The organism is Pedobacter jaeyakensis, from assembly GCF_054461315.1.
In genome coordinates, this window is record NZ_CM136921.1 from 3,589,133 (window position 1) to 3,606,457 (window position 17,325).

General features: G+C 40.0%; 15 protein-coding genes. 11 read left to right on the top strand and 4 right to left on the bottom strand.

Going from position 1 to position 17,325, the window contains the following annotated elements:
* Positions 1-3: 3 nt before the first annotated feature.
* Together ACXZ1K_RS16000 and ACXZ1K_RS16005 are read right to left on the bottom strand one after the other, a co-directional pair.
* A complete protein-coding gene (locus tag ACXZ1K_RS16000) occupies positions 4-183 on the bottom strand; it encodes a DUF3606 domain-containing protein (protein WP_458970681.1) in 180 nt (59 codons plus the stop codon).
* Between the two features lie 171 nt (positions 184-354).
* Complete coding sequence (locus ACXZ1K_RS16005) at positions 355-987, bottom strand: hypothetical protein (protein WP_458970682.1); 633 nt, start codon at positions 985-987, stop codon at positions 355-357.
* Between the two features lie 279 nt (positions 988-1,266).
* On the opposite strand from ACXZ1K_RS16005, the gene ACXZ1K_RS16010 reads away from it, so the two are divergent.
* The 7 genes from ACXZ1K_RS16010 to ACXZ1K_RS16040 all read left to right on the top strand — a co-directional run bounded on the left by ACXZ1K_RS16010 (position 1,267) and on the right by ACXZ1K_RS16040 (position 10,984).
* Positions 1,267-2,103 (top strand): hypothetical protein, encoded by an 837-nt coding sequence (locus ACXZ1K_RS16010; protein WP_458970683.1) that lies wholly within the window; start codon positions 1,267-1,269, stop codon positions 2,101-2,103.
* A 322-nt stretch (positions 2,104-2,425) separates the two neighbouring features.
* Complete coding sequence (locus ACXZ1K_RS16015) at positions 2,426-2,668, top strand: hypothetical protein (RefSeq protein WP_458970684.1); 243 nt, start codon at positions 2,426-2,428, stop codon at positions 2,666-2,668.
* 492 nt (positions 2,669-3,160) lie between these two features.
* The gene (locus ACXZ1K_RS16020; RefSeq protein WP_458970685.1) at positions 3,161-3,961 is read left to right on the top strand and encodes a hypothetical protein; all 801 of its coding nucleotides are present in this window, start codon (positions 3,161-3,163) and stop codon (positions 3,959-3,961) included.
* A 61-nt stretch (positions 3,962-4,022) separates the two neighbouring features.
* On the top strand, positions 4,023-8,243 hold the full coding sequence (locus tag ACXZ1K_RS16025) for a hypothetical protein (protein WP_458970686.1): 4,221 nt from the start codon (positions 4,023-4,025) through the stop codon (positions 8,241-8,243).
* Positions 8,227-9,327, top strand: a complete 1,101-nt coding sequence (locus ACXZ1K_RS16030; RefSeq protein WP_458970687.1) for a hypothetical protein — start codon at positions 8,227-8,229, stop codon at positions 9,325-9,327. The genes ACXZ1K_RS16025 and ACXZ1K_RS16030 overlap by 17 nt, the downstream gene beginning before the upstream one ends.
* A gap of 708 nt (positions 9,328-10,035) precedes the next feature.
* The gene (locus ACXZ1K_RS16035; protein WP_458970688.1) at positions 10,036-10,248 is read left to right on the top strand and encodes a helix-turn-helix transcriptional regulator; all 213 of its coding nucleotides are present in this window, start codon (positions 10,036-10,038) and stop codon (positions 10,246-10,248) included.
* Positions 10,249-10,423: 175 nt separating this feature from the next.
* Positions 10,424-10,984 (top strand): hypothetical protein, encoded by a 561-nt coding sequence (locus ACXZ1K_RS16040; protein WP_458970689.1) that lies wholly within the window; start codon positions 10,424-10,426, stop codon positions 10,982-10,984.
* 93 nt (positions 10,985-11,077) lie between these two features.
* Here the strand turns inward: ACXZ1K_RS16040 and ACXZ1K_RS16045 are convergent, their stop codons facing one another.
* Positions 11,078-12,226 (bottom strand): hypothetical protein, encoded by a 1,149-nt coding sequence (locus ACXZ1K_RS16045; protein ID WP_458970690.1) that lies wholly within the window; start codon positions 12,224-12,226, stop codon positions 11,078-11,080.
* Positions 12,227-12,552: 326 nt separating this feature from the next.
* Entirely contained in the window at positions 12,553-13,428 is an 876-nt protein-coding gene (locus tag ACXZ1K_RS16050) for a hypothetical protein (protein WP_458970691.1), read from the bottom strand.
* A gap of 661 nt (positions 13,429-14,089) precedes the next feature.
* On the opposite strand from ACXZ1K_RS16050, the gene ACXZ1K_RS16055 reads away from it, so the two are divergent.
* From ACXZ1K_RS16055 to ACXZ1K_RS16070, 4 genes are read left to right on the top strand one after another with little or no spacing between them, the layout of a single operon-like run.
* On the top strand, positions 14,090-14,728 hold the full coding sequence (locus ACXZ1K_RS16055; protein ID WP_458970692.1) for a DUF6266 family protein: 639 nt from the start codon (positions 14,090-14,092) through the stop codon (positions 14,726-14,728).
* A 5-nt stretch (positions 14,729-14,733) separates the two neighbouring features.
* Positions 14,734-15,603 carry a hypothetical protein gene (locus ACXZ1K_RS16060; RefSeq protein WP_458970693.1) on the top strand — a complete coding sequence of 290 codons (870 nt, stop codon included), beginning with the start codon at positions 14,734-14,736 and terminating at the stop codon, positions 15,601-15,603.
* A 3-nt stretch (positions 15,604-15,606) separates the two neighbouring features.
* Positions 15,607-16,431 carry a DUF7833 domain-containing protein gene (locus tag ACXZ1K_RS16065; RefSeq protein ID WP_458970694.1) on the top strand — a complete coding sequence of 275 codons (825 nt, stop codon included), beginning with the start codon at positions 15,607-15,609 and terminating at the stop codon, positions 16,429-16,431.
* On the top strand, positions 16,424-17,290 hold the full coding sequence (locus tag ACXZ1K_RS16070; RefSeq protein WP_458970695.1) for a hypothetical protein: 867 nt from the start codon (positions 16,424-16,426) through the stop codon (positions 17,288-17,290). The genes ACXZ1K_RS16065 and ACXZ1K_RS16070 overlap by 8 nt, the downstream gene beginning before the upstream one ends.
* Positions 17,291-17,325 lie beyond the last annotated feature (35 nt).

The window sequence follows — 17,325 nt, forward strand, 5'->3', positions numbered from 1 at the left end:
TGGTTATATGCCAGAAAGATGGTTTTTAACTGCCGCTCTCGAGCTGCCAACAGCTTTTATTGCAGCTTTGATTTCTGCAGCACTTACACCAAACTCTTTTGCAGCATAAGACACTTCACTACTGTCGTTAGCATCAATCTTGCTGTCATCTCTACCGTCTTGCTTGATTTTATTGTCTGTCATAATAGTAAAATAAGTTTAATAGTTAACAGCGAAATTATTAAAGTGTTTTTTGCACAGGCATGCAATAATGGTAGATGAGCGCAAGGGTCTCTTGCGAAACTGATAATTTACGGCCTTGAGATTCACACCTTGTTATTTCACCAAAATTTAAACTTTAAATTGTCCTGGATATTAAAAAATAACTACTGAGGGACTCTCAGGATAAATTTTATGACCATTAGCAGGAATCGCACTCAATATTTTATTTGCATTTGTTATGACTTTAATCTGAAATCCTGTTTTCCCTGTCCGCAAACGTGCATGGGAGTCTAACGCAAAAAACTTAAGTCGAATAAATGAGGCAACTAAACTATCGTTTTGCTTTATATTGTCTGCAACATTTTTTTGAATATCATTTAATGACAATGTGAGCCGAATAAGTTTCATTTGAAGAGGCTCCAATACAAGAGGGAAAGGATCTTTAATTTTGAATAATCCACCCCATGTCTTATTTTCATCTTTAATATTATTAACGCATTGATAACTGGGAACTAAAGAAATCGCCTGCCTGTTACCTGAATTGATGTAAGCAATGGTTATTAATAATGAGTCACTTCCGCTAGGATTGTTGGCAGCAATAATATCACAGTCCATTATTCGTCCTTGCAAGCTATCCGACACTCGGACTGCATTATAGTAGAAATTACAAACCGAGAGCATTAGGGCCAAGAAAGATACCGTTAAGGCTGCAACATCTTTTGTCGTGAAGGATTTCCAAAGTGATTTATTCGTTGACGATTCCGGCGCAGGCTGGCTTGACCCCATATGATTTAATTAGTGAATGCGAGTTTACGAATTTACTTAAGAATAACTTAAAAAGATAGGAGATTTTAGGTTTAAATTTCAAAATCCAACACAAAGCTTTGCGTTTCTTAAAAAATAGTTAACTTAAAGCCATTGAAGGCATTCCTAATGAGTAGTGCAATAACAACGCAAAACTTACACAGAATATACTTACGAGCGTAATCCTTAACGGTCCTTGGTAGCATGGAACAATCTCGACTTTCTCGCAACTTATTCATAACTTTAATCGTTAACCATAGAATGAAAACATTTTACTCAATACTTTACTGCGCTATCCGCCCTAACTTGGACGAAAAGGTGAGTATTGGTTTTTTTATGGGAAATGAGCAAAATTGCAGATTCGAATATTCTGCAGAAAAACTCGCGGTAATAAAAGAACTTTTTTCCGAAAGTGCCTACAGCAGCATTAAGCTTCATCTTCGCTCGCTCACCAAACTTTCACAGGAATGCCAGAATGATGAAATGCACGCGTATATGGGTCATAGACTTTTAAGAGAAGAATATTTCAACTATCTCTCCAAATACGCACAGAATTTAATTGTCTATTCTGAACCATCGAGGATTGATCTGGATTTAACCGAACCAATCTTTAAAAAATTGTTCGAAAAATTTATTTTCAGCTTTCCACAATCAGTAGAACATACGATTAAGCCGATTGATCAGGCTAGGAAAACTCTTTCAAAATCGATAGCCGAATTTGTTAATTTTGATATCGAGTTGAAAAAGGATGTAGTCCCAGGCCTTTTGGTGCCAGCGAAAATTTGGTTTATTGGAAAGAACGAAGTACAGGTGACCGGGGAGTCAAAGGACTTCAATGGAGTCGCGCATTTTATCCAGCAGCAAATCAATGCCCATATGTTTCTTATCGACAAAATTAGAGAGACTAAGGACGGCAAGAACGGCCACTTCTTTTTTATTGGTGACGAACCATCTAAGGAACTGAAGGAAAACCATAAGCTATGGAAAGCTGTAAAAGAGTCTAAAATATTGGACCTAGTTCCATCATGTGAGATAGAAAAGGTTGAAAAGTATATGTTTGATCATGGTGTGGAACCGCTGTTTAAAGGACGCAATTAATAGGCTCTAAACAGTACGAGTTGTTTGAACAGTTAACAACTTACAATATACCAAAGCTAATTAGTTTTAAAATTGACATGAATATCACGAAGCTTGAGTGATTCTGAGTCTAATTTGGACGTATCCCAATACCTTACCCTATCCTGTTACTGGTAATTTTTATATTTGATCAGCAACATTAAAAAAGAATGGAATTTATGTGTCTGACATGTCCATCAAAGAAGCTAGGGCATTCTCGATCAGGGTACTCTTCCGATCAAAAAGGACATTAACTATCATCTCGGTTATAATAGAATCTGAAGATTTGTCTTTTTAATTGCTTTTGCTTTCATTTATAATTTGCTTCAATGACAAGCGACAGCAGGACAAGACAGACCATCCTTTCATATATTTTGGAAAGGCCAATACCTTGAAAAGGTTTATCACTGATTTCCATGGCGAGCCTGCTATGGGAATTCTTCCATACCTTCAGCTGAGTTTGACTGAACTAGCCGATAGTTCCATTGAGATGAGAGGTGAAAGCATTTCTAGCTTCACGGATTTCATCTATGTTGCGATATTATGATCATAAGTGTTGATGTCGCTCCATTTGTGCTTTTCTGGGCAATTTCAGCCAATCGCAACTCTCTTGGCTTGTGGTGGTTCAATCGATAGAGGATCACGCCCGTCGCGGCAAGCAAAATCTTTAAGATAATATTCCAAACACCTTTCATAGGGGAGTAGTCATATCACCAGTTCTGTAAAAATGTTCAGGTAGTTGTAAAAAGAGGTCCGAGTAGTTAATTCTTCTAAATTAACAAAACGATAGCTAATGCGCAATATGGTTCATTAGGTTTCGTAAAAGTTAATCCAAAATTTAATTGAATAAGTCACCATAGGAAGGTCCTTTAAAAGATTTCTTATGCGATAAAGAAAGTGGAACCCATGTTGATAAACATCATCTCAAGTTCTTTTAAAACTTAAAAAACCCGGAGAAAGAGGTAAAAAAATATTTTTATACTTTAACTGTCAGTGTTTTACAATTAATAGCTATATTAGTTCATCTAAATAGACTCTTATGAAATTTTTCCTCTCCATTGCACTCATCGTGCTATGTGGCCAATTTACATTGGGCCAAACAGTGACTTTCAACAAAAGTGCATATGCAACAGGTGAAAACATCAAAGCGGTAGTAACAGGCGAGCTTTTGGGAATAGAAAGCGACATCAAAAAAAGCTCCTATTCAGCGAGCGCTGGAAACCTTGATCTTGGCAGCGCCCAAACCCCCGGATTTAGCCGGTTAGACTTCAAATTCAAGAACGATATTACCAGAAGCTATCTTCTTGGCATACTCCCGCCTGCAACTCCATCAACAGACTCCTATGTACTGGAAGTTAGCAGTCCCGTCGAATCGGTTCAGGGAAATACAGTTATGAAAATGTTCGATTACTTCCGTATCGAAAAAAACAACCTTTTAGATGTAAGTCAACGTTCAGTCAAAAAATTCGGGACAGAGAATGCGGTTGGACTCATCCTCAACACCAGCTTCTGTATCACCACCATCTCCGGGCAACCTGCGGTCTTTGCAATATGCAAATCGCTATCAGTATCCAATCTCAAAAAACTCGGACTTGAACTCATGAAAGGATACCTGCTAGACATGAAGACGAAGCAGTACATTTCAGAAAAAGAATACAATAACCTTATTGCTGCATTTTCCCTAGGACAGATTGGCGCCATAGTGAATAGTAACTGTAGCCTTTTATTTAAATCACTCAAGGCACTTTCGGACAATCCTGATCTAAAGATCGCAATTGGCTATTTTGAACAGCAATGCAAGACAACTATAGTTATCCTGGATAAAGTCAAACTCCCATAACCTTCCGACATGCCCCTATTGGGCAAAAACCTGATTGCTTTTTTAAAGCACCCTGAAGACAATGAAAAAGAACTTAAACCTGCTCATCGCATTTTTAACACTATCCTCTCAACTGATGGCGCAAATCGCCAAGACAGGAAGACTGGAAAACGGACTGATCTTTTACTCGCCAATGGACGATAGCAACTCGCCAACGGTAACGCTAAAAAGAATATCCCTTTCACTGGACGAAAAAAAGCCACCGATATTCTTAACCGGTAATTTAAATTATCCGGAAGACAAAGGACTTATCGTCGGCAGCACAGCACAGTCATTTCTCAGCCTGCTCGATTTTGCAGAAGACAAGGAGAAACGTACTCTGGTATTCTGGTTCAAGATAGACGAAACCAATCCAGACTCTACACAGGTAAATGAAAAATTCAGAAATCTGGAATGCTATTTCTCGTCAGATAAATCCCTATCCATCCATACCGCAGAAAGCAATGGAAAACCCTCCCTGATACTGGAAAAACGCATTGATTCTACCAAGGTAGAAAAAACAAGTCTGTCCACAATGGAAATTGGCAAATGGTATATGCTTTCTGTGCCACTCAGCTATGATGATAAGAACTATCAGATCAAGCTATTTTCTGCAAAAGGCACAACCTTTTCAGAAGATCGCCTTAAAAACTTGGATATTTTTGCCACCTCACTTAAAGCTCTACCGGCCATTCCCCAGATTTTTTTAAACTTAAGCTCAGCCAAGGGCTCTTCTATCTGTATTAACGACCTCAGATTCTATGACCGCATTCTAGAAGAACTTGACTACTGGCGTCTTTCTACCTTCACCACAGACAATTATTTAGAGATAGCCAAATATGAACTGGCCTATACAAACAAAAAATTGGCCGATGAATATTTCATCGCCAATAAGCCTGAACTGGCCAAGCACAGATATACAAAAGCTTGGGAAATGTTCGAAGGCAACCCATCGAAAAAGATCATACTGGAAAATCTTAAGGAAATAAACCCCATGTATGAAACATACTTTAAGCTCTTAGAAAAAGATATCCAGTACCGGCAGTCCCTTATCCAGCAAGGATACTCCTTCTGGGGACAAGATTTCTCCAACAAACCATTATTCCCCGTCAATGAACTCAAAAACTTTAAAAAAACCTATGAGAATTTTCAGGCAGTATACAGCAATATCGAAAAATCCCTCGATAAGATAGACCTACTGAACGAACAGCAGATGAAAGAAAACATCTCCAAGCTAACAAAAACATATGAGGCCGATATAGCCGCCACACAGACGTTAGAAAAAAACTATAAAATAGATTTTTATCAGGATCAGGAAAACTCTATAACAGGCAGGCTCTCCGCAATCAGCTTTAGAAACAAACAGATAGAAAATGAAGTAAAAAGCAAAAATAAACAACTTGATGCTAATGAAGCCAAAATGACCAGCGCAGTCACTTCTATGATTACCCAATCTGTAATTGGAGTTCCCTTAGACCCCGGCAAGAGTGTTGGCAGTAACTTAAAAGCCCTGGGAACGACATTGATCAGCACAAACCCAGAGCTGAGGAATTCACTTTTGGGAAGTCAGAACGACCTTGTAAACTTAGCCAATGTATCCCTGGACTACTACAACAAGTCTAAACAGGCACTAAAGGCAGTAGAAGATGTGGCGAACGGAGACCTCTCTACAGAGAACCTGCTTTCTATTGGTAACACAATGGCTGATCTGGAAATCATCCCCCAGAGCGACTGGAAAAACCTGCAAGATAAGTACCAGCAGGTAAGAGGCAATATCGCCCAAGTCAAAAATCTGGAAAACGATGCCAAGAAATTAATTCAGCTGGCAAATTTTGCAAATAACCCAAACCTGGACAACATCTCGCAGTTTATGGAATGGGCATCCAACACAGACTATTTTCCCGAAGGCAAGAAGTATAGTGGATTGTATACACAGGTTAGCGAAAACTTAAGGAGGAAAAAATATGATTCTTTTTTTGAGCTTGGCGGAAACCTCTTGCTAAAATCCGAGGCTGCATCTGAACTTAAGGAGAACATCACCACTTTAAGAACAAAATATTACCAGATGAAGCCTATTGTTTCGATAATCGAGCGAATAGAGAAGGATTCCGTAAAGGCAATTACCGCCTCCCTCGCAGAGGTATTACTTAATAAAAACTTCTGGCCAGAGATCAAAGACTTTAAGATCCAACGTTTTTTAATGACAGCAATCAGCAACTGCCTTGCCGTTTCCCAGAATATGGAAACCAGAAGAAAACTGATGGATGCACTGCTAAAAAAAACTCCCGATATCTGTCTCAACTTCATTCCCCCAAAAGCCAAAGATGATATCAAGCTGCTTCACGAAATCCAAGATGACAATGCACTTATTACCCAACTTAAAAAAGCAACTATCACGATAGACGCAGAGCAAAAGTTTATGAGCATCAAATCTGGGACAATCGAACTTTTCAGTATCCGAAGAGATTCCATCCTAGTTGGAGATAAAACGTTTGTATTCGTTTTTAATGGGCTACAGTCACGCAGCTTTGACCACTTAACTATACTAAACAACCTATTTAGCGAACAATCTTTAAGAGAGGGCATCTTTGAAAGCATGGGCGCAGCAGAATGGTACAGCTTCCTTGGACCCAAAAATATCTCCGACCCAGAACTTATCTATGACCGGGTCTTTAAAAACCTCAAAGATAAAGGCGCACAGAACGTCATCAACGCTATAAAATCCGATGGTTTTCAGGCTTACGTAGGCGCCAATGTATTCCAATCCTACCAAGAAGATAAAGCAATACCCAAAGAAATACCACCACTTGACCCAGAAGAGTTCTACAGCAAAGAAAACAGCAGCGATGCAAGTGGCGCAGCAGCCAGGGCCGCAGCCGCAAGCGCCATCGACATGGCCTTCCCGGGATACGGAACAGTAGCAAACAAAGCATTAGAAATCGCCGGCAATATCCTTGACAGCTACGATTTGATCGATCAGCTCAAAGACCTCTACAACGAACAGAAAGCACTCCAGAAAGAACTCGTTGAACAGCTGGAAAAACTAAAGGCTAACAGCTTTAACCAAAAGCTCGCTTACTTTGAAAAAGATATAGCCGAGCTGAACCTAGAATTGGCAAAAAAACAAAAAGACGAATTCTCTAAAATGCAGTTTGAGATGATTGCCGACAACCAAATCGAAAAACGAAACAAACTGGGCTATCAACTGCCCATATTTTATTATTATGCTGAACGACTGCGTTATTATTACAACAGGCTATTCCGCGCAAGCACATTCTGGTATGGAGAAAAAAACACTCTGGCAGATATCATAGAAGCCGATCAGTCAAACATCCGACTGGCCCTTGACCAATCCATCAACCTATATAAATGGATTAGACAACCAGATATTTCCAGTATGAGGCAAGATGTAGATAAACTCGAGAGTTACTGGAATACCCAGTACACCCTGATCACTGAACCCGAGACCGAGGAAAAGATAAAGTTTGGAAGTTTTGATATCCTCTCCCATAGTTTTACCATAGATAAAAACAGCACACCAATAGCGGAAAACTGGGATAAGTTTATCAAATGGCGGCATCGCGTAAAAGACAAAAACGAAACGAAAGATTTCGAATTCAATTTGGATATGGAAAGTTATATGAGGGAAAATGTTGCTAATTACGATAAAGCAGATATGGAACCGAAAGTCATCGATGTAGCTATTGCAGCGATAAACAACAAAAACGGACTCATCAACTCACCTGCATCCAACTTGGAAGTATTCCATCCAGGAATTACCATAAAAAAAGATGGTAGTATCGTTGTTTTAGAAGAGCGCAAAAGCGATGTCATTGCATCCAAACTCGAACTTAGGACCGACCAGACCTTAAGCATATCTGAAGTTCCAAAAAGTCTGCACGAAAGGTGGGAACCAAACAACTATAAGCCGAAAACATTCGAAGGTTATGATCTCAACAGCAAATGGAAGATTAGGGTAAAACCCAATCCCGCCGCAGTAAATATTGAAAACATAATACTGCAGCTATCTTATCAGTACCGCGACCGTGATGCAAAGGATAAGACAAGTTCATTCTCCTCGTATCGCATACATATTGAACATAACAATGGCCTAAAACAGGATTTCCGAATGGACCTCAGCCTAGAAAAATATCACTCTATGATGGAAAGTTTTCAAAAAGCACTTGAGACTAAAAAAATAACAAAAGGAAAAATTGAACTAATCGTTAACCCTAACAAAACAACAGATGTGCTCATCAATTAGACTTCTTATCCTGACCATCTTATTGCTACCAAGGTTCTCCTTCTGTCAGACTCAGGAAGGCATAGTGAACTATCTGGCAGCAAGCCCCACCCCTGTATTGCTTACCGGATCTCTCAAACCCAGTATCACACTGGGCGACGTTGTAATCATCAAACTATCCGGAACAGTAAACCTTAGACCCTACGAAGTAGAAAAGAAAAAAGGTGGCTTCCTTGGCATAGGAGCCAAAAGATATAAAGAAAGGCACAACAATGAACTTGAGGCGGATAAATTTACAACTGTAGTTTCGATTCCGGGGACCAAACTTACAAGTGACTACGGACTCGAGCGTACATTTACTTTCGATGATAGTCAGTTGAACGCTGGGACAGACGAATCATTGGAAACAAAAAAGGAGTTCGCAATATCCGCATTCATCAAAGAGGCTGGAAAAAATCCACACTTGGGCTGGTCGCAACTAAAACTGACAGTAGATATAGAAACCAAAGGACGTATAGATTATTTAATCAAGCTTCTAAGGAAAGAAAGGCCCCAATCATTCGCCACCATCTTACCTTATTTAGAGCTGGGAAACGTACTTCGCCAACATCCCAACGAATTGGCCACTGCACTAGTAACTTTTTACAAGAATGACCAACCTGATGTACTAGCCAGAATCAGTCAGGACCTGTATGAATACCTACTGATCAAATCACCCAACAACACAGCCATCCGGTCTTCGCTAGCCCTTACCTATGCAGAAAGCCTACAGTTCCGCATAGCACTTACGGAAGCCAAGAAAGTAATCTCCCAACTGCAGGACAAACCAGAGCAGCAACTTGAAAAGTCGGATATGGCCGCACTCGCCACCTCCTACCAAGTACTTGCTCAAGTTACGACTGAAAAACAGCTCAGCACCCAAAGCAATTCCCAACTTATAGCTGCGCGTTATTACGGAATTTCAGCTGGATACCTTCAGAAAATCGCAGATAAAAACGGCTACATAACTACCAGGATAAGGCAAGTAAAATGCCTTCAGGCGGTAAGCACACCCGAGGCATTGCTCGAAGCGACAGAGATACTGGAAAATTATTTGGGCTTTTAATCTGCCAAAGGCAAAAAGATATCTAGGCCTGTAGACTGTAATACCCAAGTATTCCATCCAGATTGGAAGTGAAAACATTCTTAGCTGCACCGATTTCTCGCATATCGTGTGTATTTCAGTAAAGATGGCCGCTTCGTTTCGGTCCAAAATGGCCGCCTGAGCATTGGCAAAAGAGATTCATTCCTGGGGCAGATTGCAGCATAAATATAAACAATTCCAGACTTAGCTATTTTTCTTCTGCCAGATCTCCCTTTCGGCCAAACTAAAGCTTAAAGCATGTGGCTTTTTCGATCATCAAAAATAAGCCGTTTTAAAGCACCAAAAATTCAGAGCAGTATTGTTGTTCAGTTCAAGGGGAGAACGGCTGCCACAGCAGCTAAAATGTAGCCAAATGAAAATCGAATGATTATTCATAGATGTAAAAAATAGGCCTTCAGCGCTCAGAAACGCCACTTTCTAGCGAAATTACCTGACCAGTTTAAACCGAAAAGTGACGTCAGATTAATTGCGAAACAGCCACATTTTTTTGCTGAAATTCCCAACCGGATGCCATATCTATAGGAATATTATACCGAAAGAGATGAAATTAATTACATTCCAGGTAAACATACCCTTTCGGATATAATTAATCGAATACTAATAAATTTATACCCGATAGGGTGCAAATATGTAAATTAGTATAGATCTTGTACCCTTTAGGGTATTAATATGAAATCAATCGCCACATTCATTAAAAATTCCAGGAAAAAGCATGGGCTAACCCAAGAAGAACTCGCATTCAAGGCTGGTGTTGGACTTCGCTTCCTGCGCGAACTGGAAAGAGGCAAAACAACCGTACGGCTAGACAAAGTGAACATCGTGCTGAACATGTTTGGAAAAGAACTTGGGGTAACAGATAAACAGCCAGAAAATGACCAATGAAGAAAAGGTACTATACAGCAACCAACTTGCCGTATACTTGGAAAAAACATATACCTAAAAACCGAACGCAGGGACGATATAGATAGAATTTACAAAGTTTACATTTTTATTTACAATACAGATTCGTCAAGTTGAAAGGTGTCAAAGTAGATTCGCTTAACTAATTTTAATAGATATGAAAAAGAAAAGTGTTTTCTACAGTTTAGCAATCCTCCTGGTGGCAATTGGTGTAACAGTGCTGGCCAGGCAAATTAATGTACCTCATCAGGCTAGCTTCGCTGGCGAATGGAAATCAAAAGAATCGATAAGTATGGGCGGAAATATTGTCTGCACATATAACGAAGGTGACCGTATGCTGTCTAACACAATGAAGATAACAGAGCAAGATAATTCTGTTACTATAGAAGTGCCCAACTCTTCTGCAGATTCAGTCCTGACTACGAATTTGGAGAAGCTAACGTTTGACGGGAAAGTAAGCAAAATTAATCATGGTAAAGGTAGAGGAAAAACGTTTACCGGAAAATTGTCACCCGATGGCAAAACGATTACCATTAAATCAGTTGTACGCCTAATGGTTGCCACGCCCTATAAAGTAAACGAGCTAAAACCATTAATCGTAAATGTAACTGAGGTCTGGAATTTGAGCAATGATGGCAAATCCATTATTGTCCTTGCCGATGCAAAAGTTGATGGCGATCGCCGTTCCTGGAAAACCGTTTTCTATAAAGTAGGATAGCAAAGGATTGAAATGAACGCGACAGTATTTTGGTAATAAAACAGCCCCCCAGTTATCCCGGGAGGCTGACAAATAAACCAAACTAAAATGACTCTAGTATTCCATTAGCGCTAATCCTTGACCCCAGGTAGTCACAGGTTTAGCTAAAGCATAAAACGTAGCATTTTTCCAATAGCCATGATTACTGATGGTGGTATTACCAAGCAAGTAAACATCGCCATTAGTAGAAACTCTTAAACCTTTTGAATAAGCGCTATAGGACGGTGTTGAAGAAGTGCCAGAATATGGAGCTGATATTAAATGTGTAATTGGTGCACCGCTGTTTTTCCATACAAACACATTATTGTCATAACCTGAAGAAGTGGTTCTACCGTTAACTGAAAGATATACATCAGAACCCTGAGTTGCAATGCTAGGAGCGCTCGGATAGCTATCTGGTCCTCCTGTAAAGCTGGTATAAAATGCTCCATTTTTATAGACTGCAAGTGTTGCTGTGGCATAACTACCATTGATGCATGTCATGTAAACATCCGAACCGGCAGCAGCCGCAGAGACGCCACTTCCAGTACTGGAACCCAAGGTGTATTCTACGCCATTTTTGAGGTAAATGCTAGCAGGCGAGGTTTGGCCAACAATATTGGACCTTGTTCCAGCTACGTAAACATCAGTACCTGCGATCACCAAGTCAGTGGCTGAGGTATTGTAAGTTGAATTACCTATCTCAGAAACCAAACCATTTACCCATAACACCATTCTTGACTGGTAGTATCCAGAGGAGTGCGTGTAAGTAGCTGTGCCGGCTACATAGACGTTTGATCCTGAGATCGCAATGGCTTGCCCAACAGCGTACATTGCGCCCGATGGTTTAGTTAATGTGGTCATTACACCATTTTTCCAATACTTAGTGATAAAGGTAGTAGATGAGGGAGATATATATTCAGTTGCAAGAACGTAAAGATCAGTGCCCGAAGTTTCAATGTCTCTAAAAGAGTGCTCTTGAGTGTTTGATGTTAATACTGTAGGGCTGTTGGTGTTTGCCCAATATTGAACTACTGTTTTATTAACGCCGTTATAATTGTAATAACCACCAGTGTAAACATCAACGGTTGTTAAAATTGATGAAGTAGATGATTTATCTGACCTTTCAATTTTAGAAAAGTTGGACTGCGTTTCTTTTTTACAGGCAATAGCCATCACTGCAATGGCGAATACGCCAAAGCCTTTAATTAAATTAGTTTTCATTTTTTTAAATTGAGGAATTTATAAATTTTGTTAGGGGGGAATGGTCCACAATTATGGACTTCTAGTGAAATTGTTCATGAGAGAAGAGGCTATTTATATTTGGTTATTTGTTTTTATGGAGAATGCAAAAAACCAGTCGTGTCTGGAAGATCGTCGCATTAAAGATAAGGATGCACCATAGTTGAGCGTTTAATAATTGGTTAACCACAAGTTAGTTAAAGTATTTGAAAATCCAAATTTATTTTGATTATCGTGTAAAATTGGGGTTAATATTTCTATAATCGGGTAAAAAATAGGACCAACTAAACTTCGACCAATTAAAAACCTTACCCCTTCTTTTCAAAAAAACCGTGCAGTTTATTTTTCTGGCGTTTGCTCACATAGATCTTTTTTCCAGCCGGCTCTTTCATGATGGCATAGGCGGCACCATCCGGTGAATCTTCAGCCCTGAGTATATTATCAAGCCTGATGATGGAACTCGTTCCGAAGATTTGGTATTCCGATGGAGTTAGCGACTCAAAAATCCTTCTCATCGATCTTCCATCGCAGATTACTTCCAATCCACTTTTGCGCTGACAAACCTTTATTTCATCTTTATTGGTGATGAAAAGGATGGTATCATCATCCGTGACAGTTGGCTCAAGAATGCCTGATTCGGGAGTTTGTAATTCCGGAACAGTTTCCTCAGCTATCACTTCCTCCGCAATTGCTTGTTCAATCGGTAATTCCTTCTTTTTAAAAGACCCCATTCTAACCGCGATATACCAGAATATATAGTACACATTTACCCCGGCCAGTAGCATTCCATCTGTTAGGCCATATCGCTCAAACCATCCGTTCTCCCACATCGATGTACCTGCTGGATATTGAAATTTAGAAGCATATAGAAATGCCGACAAAAAAGGAAGTAACCAGCTAATTAGAAATTGTAAGGTCAGTCGCACCAGCGCATTTTTTTCCCACGTGATTTTCTTATCTAACCAAAGGTAAGACTGACGGATTAACGAGATCAGGACAAATGCAAAAATTGCCGTCGTCCACCCAACTTTCCAAAATTGAGGATTGTCTGTTAGCTTCTTGATGGAACCCCATCTGCCGATTCCCGCAACGACATATCCCCCAATTAGAGAGAATACGAACCGCACTTTTATGTCTGAATATTTTACTTGTTCAAGAGGTGTTGAGCGCTCATCTACTTTCATGTTTTTCTGTTTAATTATAAATATTTTAAAATGGGGATTAAAATTAATTAGAATAAACAAAACCTATGATGCCGACACGACACTTTTAGTAAATAAAAACAATATTTTTCATGTAGGTCAATTGAATCATGCCATTTTACACATTTTGAGCAGGATTTAAATGCCCAAAAAAAGTGTGCACTTTTTCTCTGAAAGTGTAAACTTCCTATAAAGGGACGAAAAAAGTTAAATCCAAATGTTAGTGCTCTGCAGAAAGATTACACTTTTTTCAAAAGATGTCAATTTCTTTTCAAAAAAGTGCAGACTTTCCAGATTTTACCGCCTAAATGCTTCCAGAACGCGATTTACCCGCATAAGTTTGCGTCGTCAATATGACACAGCAACTTATAGCAAACGAAATGAACACTAGCAAAATTCAGGTAAAATCCGTTCGGGTGCGACTTAAAAAGCTCCTGTATGGCAGGCAAAAAAATACGAGTATGATGCCACTTTCAAAGGAGTTTGATAGGACTCGAGAAGGTGTCGGACACCTATGGAACCCGAATGTAACTCTAACGAAAGCCTTATATGTTAAATAGCCATATAAGAGGTACATAAAAATAGGAAGCAAGAACATTTAAAGTTTTAAAACAAATTATTAATCAATTAAAAGACAAATAGCATGGCAAAATTAAGATCAGGGATCTTCGGTCCCATTTCAGGAAAATTAGGAAACCTTGTTGGAGGTGTTTGGAAAGGCATCCCCTACATTAAAGAAAATAAACCCAGGGAAAACAAAAGAGAGCGATCGCCGGCCCGCTTGGCAAATGAAGAAAAATTCAGGTTCGTGAACAACTGGCTGGTTCCCTTCCACCCCTTTATTTCCGTAGGCTACCTCAACATGGCCGCAAGCCAAACCACCGTATCCGCAGCATTTTCCCAGGTCTACAATACGGTGTTTAGCGGCACTTTTCCGAACCTGGTTATCGACCATTCAAAAATGATGATCTCCTTAGGTAAGTTACCAATGGTTTTGGAACCCGCAGTAACTTTTGTTACGCCCGACATCATCTCTGTTACCTGGAAGAAAAACACGAGAAAAGGAACCAAATACAATGACCAGATTATGGTGGTGCTGTACGACAGGGATCAGCAAATTGCTGATGGTTTTGTGGGTGGTGTAAACCGAAGCGCAGAAGCATGCAGCTACAAATTTAACGACTACCTGATTGGTAAACCCCTGGACATATACATCGGTATCGCCTCCTTTAACAGATCAGCAATTTCCAACAGCCAGTATTTAGGCCGACTTAACCCCTAACAATCATGAAACACAATGCGTTATCCGTAGCTCTCGACGGTGTATTAACTAATGATGATGAACAGTATGCAGACTTCAGTACAATTGAAAATAGTGTGACCTTGCCAGCGTTGAACAAGCTCATCGAAAAGTTAAGAATGCAAAAAGTTATGATCATGAAGGTGCTTTCGAATGCCGATGCTCCCATAGCTTTAGCGGAATTTATATCCAAAACTCTTGATGATTTGTGCAAAATGAAGCGCTGTAGTTACCATAAGTTCAATTACATAGCTCATCTGATGAATAACGTTATGGAGCTCTTCAAATCACAGGAACCCGGAATTTTCGAATCGCTCATCAATTTGCTTTATTCCATGAACTACAATTCTGTAGACTTCATCGCCTATTATCAGGAAAAAATAAAGCAGGAAATGAATGCCCTTAGCGAGGGACAAGAACAAATTTGCAGGCTGCATCTCTATCTATCCCAGTTTAAAAAAGCACCATACCGCAAAAAGAAAATCCAGTTTGATCCCAACAGAAGATCAACAGCCCAACTGATGTACGCATTTGTAGAAGGGGAAATTTGCCAGCGGGAAAGGCAGGCAGAGCAAGCTGGAGTCATACCAACAGGATATAAAATACAAAGCCTGTTGAATGTGGATTGTTTGGCTTACCTGTTCAGGTTGATGGTTGAGGGAAAAATAATTGAGGCTGGTGTAAAAACAGAGTTGACCCGCTTTCTAGCAAATATTTTCGTGACCCCGGGTACAGCTGCCAATGGCATATCTCCTGATAATTTCTACCGAAAATGGCGCGACCCCATTTATACCAATGCAATGATGACAAAGGCCGCATTAAACAGAATGATCAAAATTATAGACTCCCAATTTTAACAAATGAAAACAGCAAATAGCTTACAAGTAAACTTGAATTACATCGACCTGATCAACCATTTCTGGAAGCTGAATATGGAGCATCCATTTACCGCAAATGAAATTGCCGTGTATTTTGCACTGCTCAGTAAATGGAATGACCTGCATAGAAAGCCTCATTTTAATATAGGTACCCAGACCCTGGCGGCCATTGCCGGGGTTTCTGTAAGCACTGTTCAACGCGCAAAAAGGGTATTGCAATGTGTTAAACTGATCAGCTTTAGTGCTGGTGATGGTAGAAGAAAAAACACCACATATATCGTGTTATTTCCAGCAAAAGGTAGTCAGAAAGGTGGTCACACAGACTACCTTTCTCCTAATAAAGATGGTCAGAAAGATGGTCACACAGATTACCTTTCAACCAAAAAAGAGCAAAAAAAGGTGGTCACACAGACCCACTACATATCTAAAGATATAGAGGAAAGGGATAGTTTACTAGAGAGAGAAGAGGAACATAGTTCGCCTCTTTATTCTTCAATGGCCGACGTCAAATTCATTTGTTTGAACCAAAGCACCCAGTGGCAGGAAAGCATGATGAAACGGTTTGGCATCACCCAGTACCTCGAAATGAAAAATTGGATTGAAAAATTCTTTGACGAAATGGAAGCGCAAGGCCAGGATAAACGGAATTTAACTGACACCACTTCCCATTGCTTTAGGTGGATCAAAATCCAGCTAGCAAAAGATTCGCTCAAAAAAGAAGCGCCTTTGTCGAGGGAACCAATAGCAGAAAAAGGTGTGGATGCGGCGTTGGAATGGGCAAAAGTAGAGCGGAGGAAATATGCATAAGGAGGTTAATGCAACGATTATGGCTTATTCCGAAGCTGAGCAACAGGCGCAGCAAGTTGGGCAGCAGCAATTGGTGTTTCCAGTGCTGACATCAGCCGACAATCCCCTTAAAGTGCCTTCAATCAGAAACCATGCTGACGATGAGATCTTTGCGGTGATCTTAATGGCGCTGGCCACCTCTTATACAGATCTGGGATGGAAACAACCAGCAGAAAAAGACCGGCATTATGTAGCCAATAAACTGGCCGACAGCATACCGGCTAAGTTTCCATCGATCAGGCTTCACGAAATACCGCAAGCTTTCGCAACAGGCATCCGTGGTAAATACGGTCCGTTTATGGGTTTGGGTGTTGTGACCTTTGAAAACTTCATTGAAGCGCATTTGACATCAGAAACCCGTGAGCAATTTGCTAAAGAAGTTTTGATGCTGCCAGATACTAAAGAACCGGACATGGATACCAAATTCAATACCGCAAAATACAATGCGCTAAAGGCTTACTACGACAAAAAGAGCGGTCAAGACATTTCCATCGTTGCATTGGTGGTTTACAATTTCCTGGATGAGTTGAAGTTGATCCCTTATTCTGCCAAAGACAAATGGGACTTTGTGGACCAGGCAAAAGCATTCTTGGTTAAGGAGTTTACCTATCAGCTAACCACAGCGCGCTTTAAACAGGATAAAGAGCAATTGAAACGCAAAATAGCCGGGGTAATTAATGGTTATTCAGTTAACCTGATCATCAACACTTCCAAACGGATAGCCTTGTGTGCATTTTTTGAGGAGTTGGAATTGGAGAATGCGAACCTTTATGAATTAATTGAAAGCAGGAAAGAACTCTTTTATTTACAGGTAAATTGAGATCGCCATGCGAAAGATACGGTCTTATTCAAGGC